10 protein-coding genes are annotated in these 10,380 nt (G+C 70.0%); all 10 read left to right on the top strand.

From position 1 onward, the window contains the following. The first annotated feature begins 42 nt into the window (after positions 1–42). Positions 43–2,064 (top strand): beta-galactosidase, encoded by a 2,022-nt coding sequence (locus tag OG819_RS39785; RefSeq protein WP_266653967.1) that lies wholly within the window; start codon positions 43–45, stop codon positions 2,062–2,064. 154 nt (positions 2,065–2,218) lie between these two features. Further along, on the top strand, positions 2,219–3,781 hold the full coding sequence (locus tag OG819_RS39780; protein WP_266653965.1) for a glycosyl hydrolase 53 family protein: 1,563 nt from the start codon (positions 2,219–2,221) through the stop codon (positions 3,779–3,781). Between the two features lie 166 nt (positions 3,782–3,947). After that, complete coding sequence (locus OG819_RS39775) at positions 3,948–4,235, top strand: helix-turn-helix transcriptional regulator (protein ID WP_266632618.1); 288 nt, start codon at positions 3,948–3,950, stop codon at positions 4,233–4,235. Positions 4,236–4,893: 658 nt separating this feature from the next. Further along, on the top strand, positions 4,894–5,370 hold the full coding sequence (gene crcB, locus OG819_RS39770; protein WP_266632620.1) for a fluoride efflux transporter CrcB: 477 nt from the start codon (positions 4,894–4,896) through the stop codon (positions 5,368–5,370). Further along, entirely contained in the window at positions 5,367–5,741 is a 375-nt protein-coding gene (locus OG819_RS39765) for a DUF190 domain-containing protein (protein WP_266653963.1), read from the top strand. Before crcB (OG819_RS39770) ends, OG819_RS39765 begins: the two co-directional genes overlap by 4 nt. 2 nt (positions 5,742–5,743) lie before the next feature. Then, positions 5,744–6,118 carry a fluoride efflux transporter CrcB gene (gene crcB, locus OG819_RS39760; protein ID WP_266653961.1) on the top strand — a complete coding sequence of 125 codons (375 nt, stop codon included), beginning with the start codon at positions 5,744–5,746 and terminating at the stop codon, positions 6,116–6,118. A 91-nt stretch (positions 6,119–6,209) separates the two neighbouring features. Continuing rightward, positions 6,210–7,046, top strand: coding sequence for an undecaprenyl-diphosphate phosphatase (locus OG819_RS39755; protein ID WP_266653959.1), 837 nt, complete (start codon positions 6,210–6,212; stop codon positions 7,044–7,046). A gap of 170 nt (positions 7,047–7,216) precedes the next feature. Beyond that, entirely contained in the window at positions 7,217–7,894 is a 678-nt protein-coding gene (locus tag OG819_RS39750) for a FadR/GntR family transcriptional regulator (protein ID WP_266431762.1), read from the top strand. Next, positions 7,891–9,339, top strand: coding sequence for an amino acid permease (locus OG819_RS39745; protein ID WP_266653957.1), 1,449 nt, complete (start codon positions 7,891–7,893; stop codon positions 9,337–9,339). The genes OG819_RS39750 and OG819_RS39745 overlap by 4 nt, the downstream gene beginning before the upstream one ends. Positions 9,340–9,347: 8 nt before the next feature. Next, a complete protein-coding gene (locus tag OG819_RS39740) occupies positions 9,348–10,355 on the top strand; it encodes an asparaginase (RefSeq protein ID WP_266655506.1) in 1,008 nt (335 codons plus the stop codon). Positions 10,356–10,380: the final 25 nt, after the last annotated feature.

The raw sequence follows: 10,380 nt of genomic DNA, 5'->3' as shown, positions 1-10,380 counted from the left end.
GTGTGCACGTTCCCAAATGATCGATTAAACGGGAGAAGATCCATGCCGGAGACCACACCCAAGGGCCTCACCGGGCTCGCCTTCGGTGGGGACTACAACCCCGAGCAGTGGCCGGAAAGCGTCTGGCACGAGGACGTCCGGCTGATGCGCGAGGCGGGGGTCACGATGGTGAGCGTCGGGATCTTCTCCTGGGCGCTGCTCGAACCCGCCCGGGGGACTCACGACTTCGGCTGGCTGGACCGACTGCTGGACCTGCTGCACGAGAACGGCATCCGCGTCGACCTCGGCACCCCGACCGTCGCGCCCCCCGCCTGGTTCTACCGCGAGCATCCCGAGGCGCTGCCCGTGGCCGCCGACGGCACCCGCTACGAGTTCGGCTCGCGCGGCGCCATCTGCCACAGCAACAGTGACTACCGCGCCGCCGCGGCGAGCGTCACCACCGCCCTCGCCACCCGGTACGCCGACCACCCCGCGCTCGCACTGTGGCACGTCCACAACGAGTACGGCGTCCCCGTCTCGGCCTGCTACTGCGCGTCCTGCGCCGCCCACTTCCGCCGCTGGCTGGCCCGCGCGTACGGGACCGTCGACGCGGTCAACGAGGCATGGGGCACCGCCTTCTGGGGCCAGCACTACGCGGACTTCGAGCAGATCAACCCGCCGCGCGTCACCCCCACAGTCGGCAACCCGGCCCAGGCCCTCGACTACAAGCGCTTCGCCGACGAGACCATGCGCGAGAACTTCGTCGCCGAGCGGGACATCCTGCACCGCCTCGCCCCCGGCGTCCCGGTCACCACGAACTTCATGACCGCCCTCAGCCAGTGCGACTCCGTCGACTACTGGGCCTGGGGCCGCGAGGTCGACCTCGTGACCAACGACCACTACCTGATCACCGACGGCCGCCGCACCCACGTCAACCTCGCGATGGCCGCCGACCTCACCCGCTCCGTCTCGGGCGGCGCCCCCTGGCTGCTGCTCGAACACTCCACCTCGGGCGTCAACTGGCAGCCCCGCAACCCCGCGAAGGCCCCGGGTCAGATGGCCCGCAACTCCCTGGCGCACGTGGCGCGCGGCTCCGAGGGCGCCATGTTCTTCCAGTGGCGGCAGTCCCGGCGCGGCGCCGAGAAGTTCCACTCGGCGATGCTGCCGCACGCCGGCACCGACTCCCGGGTCTGGCGCGAGGTCGTAGAACTCGGCGCGTCCATCGACTCGCTGACCTCGGTCAAGGACAGCCGCACCGTCGCCGACGCGGCCGTGCTGTGGGACTGGCACTCCTGGTGGGCGCAGACCCTCGACTGGCGCCCCAGCGAGGACCACGACCCGCGCGAGCGCGCCGACGCGTTCTACGAGGCGCTCTACGACCGCCACCTCACGGTCGACTTCGCCCACCCGGAAGCCGACTTGTCGGCCTATCCCCTTGTCGTCGTCCCCGCGCTCTATCTGATGACCGAGGCCGCAGGGAACAACCTCCGGGAGTACGTCGGACACGGCGGCACCCTCGTCGTCTCGTACTTCTCCGGCATCGTCGACGAGCACGACGCCGTGCACGAGGGCGCCTACCCCGGCGCGCTGCGGGACGTGCTCGGCCTCACCGTCGAGGAGTTCTCACCGCTCCTGAAGGACGACCAGGTCCGGATCACTGGCCCCGACGGCTCCGAGCTGACCGGCGACGTGTGGACCGAGTTCGTGGTGCCGCGCGGCGCCGAGACCGTGTGGACGTACGCCGACGGGCTCACCGCGGGCCACCCGGCCGTCACCCGCCACCGCCTCGGCGAGGGCTCCGCCTGGTACGTCTCCACCCGTCTCGGCGTCCAGGGTCTGGACGCCCTGATCGGCTGGGCGTCCGACGACGCGCGGGTCCCGCCGCGCGCCGACCTGCCCCGCGATGTCGAAGTGGTGCGCCGCAGCGGTGAGTCGGGCACCTTCCTGTTCGCGATCAACCACACCTCGTCGGACGCCAAGGTGCCGCTGGACGCGGCCGGCACCGAGCTGCTGACGGGCGAACGCGCCGCGGGCCGCCTCGCGGTACCCGCCGGAGCCGTCCGGGTCGTACGACTCGACGGCTGAGCCGACGGGCGTCCGGGGTCCAGGATCCGGCGGCCGAGCCGAACTCCCCTCCGCCCGTGAGTGCCACGAGAGCCGCGGGCGGAGGGGCCGCCCCCCCCAGAGCCACTGCGGGGGCGCCCCCATCCCCATCACGTCGAAGGGACGACGGACGAAGATGTTCCATCCCAGACGCACACTCAGGGCCCTGCTGCTGCCGCTTGCGGCCGGGCTCGCCCTCACCGCCCTGCCCGTGCAGACGGCACAGGCGGCGAGCACCCTGACCAACGCCGGATTCGAGGCCGACGGCGCCGGAACGGCCACGCCCAGCGGCTGGTCGGAGTACGGCGACACCGGCGCCTCCTATGTGGAGGCCGGGGGCCACGGCGGAAGCTACCGCCTCACGCAGTACTCCTCCGCCGCCTACAAGGTGGAGACGTACCAGTACCTCTCCGGGCTGACCAACGGCAACTACCGGCTCACCGCCTGGGTGCGTTCGGGAGGCGGCCAGAACTCCGCCTACCTTGCGCTGAAGAACTGCGGCGGCACCGAGCAGCGCACCGACCTGCCGGTCTCCAGCAGCGGATGGATACACCTCGTCGTCCCCGTCGCGGTGTCCAACAGCCAGTGCACGATCAGCGTCAACTCCGATGCCAACGCGGGCAACTGGATCAATGTCGACGACCTGACGTTCACCTCGGGCAGCGCCACCGGGCTGTCCGTCAAGGGCTCCGACATCTCCTCCCTCGCCAAGAGCGAGGCCCTCGGCGGCGTGTACAGGACCAGCACCGGCACCACCGGTGACGCGCTCGCCATCCTCAAGTCCTCCGGCATGAACTACGCGCGCCTGAAGGTCTGGGTGAACCCGGCCGACGGCTACAACAACAAGACGCGCGTCCTGGCGATGGCCAAGCGCATCAAGGCGCAGGGCATGAAGCTCCTGGTCGACTTCCACTACTCGGACACCTGGGCCGACCCCGGCGCCCAGACCAAGCCGGCCGCCTGGGCGGGCCACTCCTACAGCCAGCTGAAGACGGACGTCTACAACCACACCTACGACGTCCGCAACGCGCTGAAGGCGCAGGGCACCACCGCCGACATGGTCCAGGTCGGCAACGAGATCAACGGCGGCATGCTGTGGTCCGAGGGCTCCACCGACAACTGGTCGCAGCTCGCCGGGCTCCTCAACTCCGGCTACGACGCGGTCAAGGCCGTCAGTTCGTCGACGACCGTCGCGCTGCACCTCGCCAAGGGCGGCGACCTGTCCGGCACCCGCTGGTGGTTCGACAACGCGGTCTCGGGCGGCGTGAAGTTCGACGCCATCGGCCTGTCCTACTACGGCTACTGGCACGGCCCGCTCTCCGACTTCCAGACGACCCTGGACGACGCGGCCGCGCGCTACGGCAAGCCGGTGTTCCTGGCCGAGACGGCCTACCCCTTCCGTCTCGACAGCGACGACTCGCTCGTCAACCAGATCGACACGACCGGTGAGCTGGTCTCCGGCTACCCGGCCACCACCGCCGGACAGTCCGCGTGGCTACGGGACGTGATGAACGTCGTGGAGGCCGTCCCGAACGGCCGCGGCCTCGGTGTCTTCTACTGGGAGGCCACCTGGACCGCCGTCACGGGCAACGGCTGGGACCCGACCGACGCCACGTCCGGCAACGGCTGGGAGAACCAGGCGCTGTTCGGCTTCGACGACAAGGCGCTGCCCGCCATGTCGCAGTTCAGCCACCGCTGATCAGTCGGCATCGATGGCATGAGGGCCCGGCCGGCGAGGCGGCCGGGCCCTTGTGGTGCTCCGGGGACCTCGGGCCGCGCGAAGGCTCGGAAGTTCCGTGCGGGGCGCCCCGGGCCGCGGGACAGTGGTCACAGAGCGGCACCATCACGAAGGGCAGGGGGACGAGATGCTGAGGGTTCCCGTCGGCGGGCGACGCCTGGACATCCTGGAGTGGCTGCGGGACCCCGCCGCGCACTTTCCGACCGAGCGCGGCGGGTTTCTCGCCGAGTACGGCGTCGACGTGGCCGCCCTCGCCGCCAAGCTCGGTGTGAGCCACGCCGTCGCCCGCACCCACCTCGACGTCCTCGTCGGGGTCGGGCTGCTGCGCGCGAGGAAGGTCGGGCGGCGGACGTTCTACAGCCGCGACGAGTACCGCATCGCAGAGGTGCGGTCCCTGTTCGAGAAGGGCTGGTAGGGCGGGGAGGAAGGGGGACGGGCGACGGTCTGTGCGCCCGAGCCGGTGTGGGGTGACGGTGCGTGTGATCGAGGGCACAGGGGCGACTCTTTCGCCCCCGCCGCCCCTACCCGTCCCATCCCTCCGGGGCTCCGCCCCGGCCCCCCACCAGGGGCTCCGCCCCTGGACCCCGCCAAGGGGCTCTGTCTCCGGGGCGCGGCCATGGGCTCTGCCGTTGGGACCCGGCCAGGGGCTCCGCCGGCTGGACCCCCGCCAAGGGGCTTTGCCTCCGGGCCCGGGCCATGGGGTCCGCCTTTCCAGGCCCCAGCCATGGGCTCCGCCCTCTGAATCCTCGCCAGGTGAGGGTCCGCCCCCCGGGCCCCAGTCAGGGGCTTTGCTTCTTTGGGTTTCGTCTAGGGGTGCGCTCTGGGCCTCAGTGGCGCGAGGACGTGGATGTGAATCCGCCGGGCGTGTGGTGGGCGTGGCCGGGGGCCTTGCTGCGCGGTCAAGTGTGCGAGGGCGGTGGGATCGGCGTTACCCTGTTCAGCGGCCGCGATCATGTCGTGGCGCGGCGGTGGGGCCCGCCGTACCCGAACCGCGGCGCAGGCGCCGCCAACGGTCCCTACTTGCGATGAGGTGTGCCCGGGGGCCCGGGCCCGGCGAGTAGGAGAAGTACGTCATGACAGTCCCGCATCCCGAGCGCGTCGACAGGCCGGATGCCGCCGCACGGCCGACACCTCGCCCCACGTCCCCCTGGCACGGCCAGGCCCCGGTCGTGGCGATGGTCTCGCTCGGCGGAGCGATCGGCGCCACCGCCCGGTACGGGGCCGCGCGGCTGTGGCCCGTGGAGACGGGCGGGTTCCCCTGGACCACGTTCTGGGTCAACGTCATCGGGTGCGCGGTGATCGGCGTCTTCATGGTCGTCATCACGGACGTGTGGGCGGCCCACCGCCTCGTGCGGCCCTTCTTCGGCACCGGTGTGCTGGGAGGGTTCACCACCTTCTCGACGTACGCCGTCGACATCCAGAAACTGGTCGACTCGGGTCACCCCGGAACCGGCCTCGCCTATCTCGTCGCGACCCTGTGCGCTGCACTCGCGGCGGTATGGCTCGCGGTGACCGCGACCCGCCGTGTCCTGGTACGGAGGCAGCGATGACACGGCTGACGGGCAGTGCCCTACGGGTGACGATCTTCATCGGTGAGAACGACATCTGGCATCACAAGCCGGTGTACTCGGAGATCGTGCACCGCGCCCACGCGGCGGGCCTGGCCGGCGCGAGCGTCTTCCGCGGTGTCGAGGGCTTCGGCGGCTCCTCGCTGATCCACACCTCACGGTTGTTGTCGCTCAGCGAGGACCTGCCGGTGGCGATCGTCATCGTGGACACCGAGGACCGCGTCCGTGCCTTTCTGCCCCAGCTCGACGAACTCGTCGGCGAGGGGCTGGTGATCCTCGACGAATGCGAGGTGATCCGATATGTGGGACGCGACCCCGGATCCGGCAATACGGGCAAGAAAGGTAAGAGGTAGTTGTGAACTGGCTGCTGGTGATCGTCGGCGGAATGGTCGGCGCACCCCTGCGCTATCTGACCGACCGTGCGGTGCAGACCAGGCACGACACCGTCTTCCCCTGGGGCACCTTCGCGGTCAACGTCGTCGGCTGTCTGATCCTCGGCCTGCTGACCGGCGCGGTCGCCGCGGGGGCCGCGGGTTCTCACCTCCAGCTGTTCCTCGGGACCGGCCTGTGCGGGGCGCTGACCACGTACTCGACGTACTCGTACGAGACACTACGGCTGACCGAGACCGGCGCGGGGTTCTACGCTGCGGCCAACGTGCTCGTGAGCGTGACGGCCGGGCTCGGCGCGGCGTTCGCGGGGGTTTCGTTCGCCCAGGCCGTATGGGCCTAGACACCGGACGTCACTCGCGCATAGTAAGACTGTCTACAGCACTGTCGACCAACATGTCAGAATCAACTCCTCAGACCTAGAACTGGATCCCATGAGCGTCATCAACGTCGGTCAGGCCGTCGTCCTCGGAGTCGTCGAGGGAGTGACCGAGTTCCTCCCCGTCTCCTCCACCGGCCACCTCAAGATCACCGAGGGGCTGATGAACATCCCGGTCGACGACAAGGCCGTCGTCGGGTTCTCGGCGGTCATCCAGGTCGGCGCGATCGCCGCCGTACTGGTGTACTTCTTCAAGGACATCGTGCGGATCGTCTCGGCGTGGGGCCGGGGGTTGCGCAACCGCGAGGAGCGGCAGCACCACGACTACAAGTTCGCGTGGTGGGTCATCTACGCCACCATTCCGATCGTGATCGTGGGCCTCGCGGCCAAGCCCCTCATCGACGGACCACTCGCCTCCCTGTGGGTGGTCGCGGGCTCGCTGATCGTCGGCAGCGGCGTGATGTGGGCGGCGGACCAGATGGGACGTCACAAGCGCGGTGAGGACGACACGTCGTTCAAGGACGCGATGCTGGTGGGCTGCTCGCAGATCCTCGCGCTGCTCTTCCCGGGCTTCTCGCGCTCCGGCGCCACGATGTCGACCGCGCTGATCCTCGACCTGGACCGGGTGGCGGCCACCCGCCTCTCCTTCTTCCTCGGCATCCCCGCCCTCACCGGCGCCGGTCTGTACGAGCTGAAGGACGCCCTGGGTACGGGGGTGGGCGCCGCGCCGCTCGCCGTCGGCACGATCGTCTCCTTCGTCGTCGCCTACGGGTCGATCGCCTGGCTGCTGAAGTTCGTTGCCAAGCACTCCTTCAACGCCTTCGTGATCTACCGGATCGTGATCGGCCTGGCGCTGTTCGGGCTGCTCGCGAGCGGGTCGCTCGCCAGCTGATCACGGAAACAGCAGCTCACAGGGGGTGCGAAGCCGGTTTACAGGCTTCGCACCCCCTGAATGTTTCTTTTCACTCCCCTTGACAGCCCCCTCTTGTCACCCGCAGGATCACTCCCGTGAACCTGTCAGACAGCCAGACAGGTGGATCGGTACCGCGGCGCGTCAGCGCCATGGAAGCGGTGCTCACCCACCTTCGCAGCGCCATCGAGCGCGGCGAATACGCCATCGGCGACAAACTTCCCTCCGAGGCAGAGCTGTGCCGCCGCCTGGAGGTCAGCCGGCCGGTGCTCCGCGAGGCGCTACGGGCCCTGCAGGTGATGGGCCTGACCGTGTCCCGTACGGGCAAGGGCACCTTCGTGGTCGCCAACACGGTCGAGGACCCCACCTTCGGCGACTACGCGGCGAGCGACCTGCTCGAGGTGCGCCGTCATGTCGAGATCCCGGTCGCGGGTTACGCGGCGGCGCGCCGCACCCCGGAGAACCTCGACCACCTGGCCCATCTGCTGGACCGGATGGAGCGGGAGACCGACACCACGGCGTGGGTCGCGATGGACACGATCTTCCACATCGCGGTCGCCGAGGCCTCGCAGAACCCGGTCTTCCGCAGGGTCATCGAAGAGATCCGGGACGCGCTGGCCCGCCAGTCCGCCTTCCTCAACGAGCTCGGCGACCGGCGTGAGCAGTCCAACCGCGAGCACCGGGCGATCGTCGAAGCGCTGGTCGACGGCAGTGAACACGACGCGGTGGAGGCGATGTCCCATCACCTCGACCGCGTGGAGACCACCCTCACCGACATCGTGCGCCCCACGCGTACGGACACCCCCACGGAAGGCGGACCCGAGGCGTGAGCGAGCAGTCCCTCAAAGACGAGGCCATATCGGCCGGCAAACCGGCCGCGCACGTCGACGCCGGAGACCACGGCTACAGCAAGTCGCTGAAGCACCGGCACGTCAACATGATCGCCATCGGCGGCGCCATCGGCACCGGCCTCTTCCTCGGCGCCGGCGGCCGCCTCGCCGACGCCGGCCCCTCCCTCTTCGTCGCGTACGCGGTGTGCGGCGTCTTCGCCTTCCTCGTCGTGCGCGCGCTCGGCGAACTCGTCCTGTACCGGCCGTCCTCCGGCGCCTTCGTGTCGTACGCCCGGGAGTTCCTGGGGGAGAAGGGCGCGTACGTCGCGGGCTGGATGTACTTCCTGAACTGGGCCACCACCGGTATCGCCGACATCACCGCCGTGGCCGTCTACACCCACTACTGGGGCATGTTCTCCGACATCCCGCAGTGGGTGATCGCGCTCATCGCGCTCGCCGTCGTCCTCACGGTGAACCTGATTTCCGTACGCATGTTCGGCGAACTGGAGTTCTGGTTCGCGATCATCAAGGTGAGCGCGCTCGTCGTCTTCATGCTCATCGGCATCTTCCTGCTGGTCACCCAGCACCCCGTCGACGGCCGCACCCCCGGCCCGACGCTGATCACCGACAACGGCGGAATCTTCCCCAACGGCCTGCTGCCGATGCTGCTGATCATCCAGGGTGTCGTCTTCGCCTACGCCTCCGTCGAACTGGTCGGCGTCGCGGCGGGCGAGACGGAGAACCCCGAGAAGATCATGCCGAAGGCGATCAACTCGATCATGTGGCGTGTCGGCCTGTTCTACGTCGGCTCGGTCGTCCTGCTGTCGATGCTGCTGCCCTGGAACAAGTACAGCGCGGGCCAGAGCCCCTTCGTGACCGTCCTGTCGAACATAGGCATCCCGGCGGCGGGCGGCGTGATGAACCTGGTCGTGCTCACCGCGGCCATGTCGTCCCTCAACTCCGGCCTGTACTCCACCGGCCGCATCCTGCGCTCGATGGCGATGTCGGGCTCCGCGCCGAAGTTCACCGGGGTGATGAGCCGCAGCCAGGTCCCGTACGGCGGCATCCTGCTCACCAGCGGCATCTGCGTCCTCGGCGTCGGCCTCAACTTCGTGGTCCCCGCCGACGCCTTCGAGATCGTCCTGAACTTCGCCGCCATCGGCATTCTCGCCACCTGGGGCATGATCATGCTCTGTCACGTGCTGTTCTGGCGGAAGACCCGCAACGGCGAGCTGACCAGGCCGAGTTACCGGCTGCCCGGCTCCCCGTGGACCGAGATCGTGACGATCGGCTTCCTCGTCTCCGTCCTCGTCCTGATGTACGCCGACGGGGGCGCGGGGCGCACCACCGTGCTGTGTCTGCCGCTGATCGCCGTGGCGCTCGTCGCCGGGTGGTACGGGGTGCGCCGCCGGGTCTCCGGCATCCGTGACGGAGCGGACGCGTGAGCACGAGCATGACGTACGCCGCTCCGATCGCCACCGCCCCGGTGATCCGCGAACCCCTGCACGCCCCCGTCGCCCAGCTCGTCCGCGGCGGAGTCGTCGAAGGCATCCACTACGGCTCGGTGGTCGTGCTGGCCGCCGACGGCGGTGTCGACCTCCAGATCGGGGACGTCGAGGCCGCGTTCTACCCGCGCTCGGCGCTCAAGCCCGTCCAGGCGGTGGCGATGCTGCGGGCGGGACTGCCGCTGGAGGGCGAGCTGCTCTCGCTCGCCGCGGCCAGTCACTCCGGCGAGGAACGGCACCTCGCCGGAACCCGGCGGATCCTGGAACTGGCCGGCGTCACCGAGGACGACCTGCGCAATGTGCCCGACCTGCCGTACGACCCGGTCGTGCGGGACGCCTGGATCCGTGAGGGGCGACTGCCGTCCCGGCTCGCGCAGAACTGCTCCGGCAAACACGCCGCCATGCTGATGACCGCCCGCCTCAACGGCTGGTCCCTCGACGACTACCTCGACCCGGCCCACCCTCTCCAACAGGCCATCGCGGAGATCGTCGAGGACCTCACCGGGCAGGCGATCGCCCAGGTCACCGTCGACGGGTGCGGGGCGCCCCTCTTCTCCGTCTCGCTGCACGGGCTCGCCCGCGCCGCCGCCCGGATCACCACCGCACCGGCCGGCACCCCCGAGGCGCGCGTCGCCGACGCGATGCGTGAGCACGCCGAGATGGCGTCCGGCTCCGGCCGCGATGTCGCGGCGCTGATGAGGGCCGTGCCGGGGCTGCTCACGAAGGACGGCTTCGAAGGCGTCCAGATGGCGGCGCTGCCGGACGGCCGGGCCGTCGCCGTGAAGATCGCCGACGGTGCGGACCGGGCGCGCGGGCCGGTGGCCGTGGCGGCGCTCGTGCGCGCGGGGGTCGCCCCGGCGTTGCTCGCGGAGTTCGGCTCCGTGCCGTTGCTCGGAGGCGATGCCGTTGTGGGCGGGCTTCGCCCGGCCCGGGTGCTTGATCCGCTCTCAGGCTGAGCGCGCCACCACGGTCGTGGGGGTG

The sequence above is a fragment of the Streptomyces sp. NBC_01549 genome (genome assembly GCF_026339955.1).
In the GTDB taxonomy this organism is placed as follows: domain Bacteria; phylum Actinomycetota; class Actinomycetes; order Streptomycetales; family Streptomycetaceae; genus Streptomyces.
The sequence above is the reverse complement of the archived record's forward strand: the minus strand, read 5'-3'. Positions and strand labels throughout refer to the sequence as shown.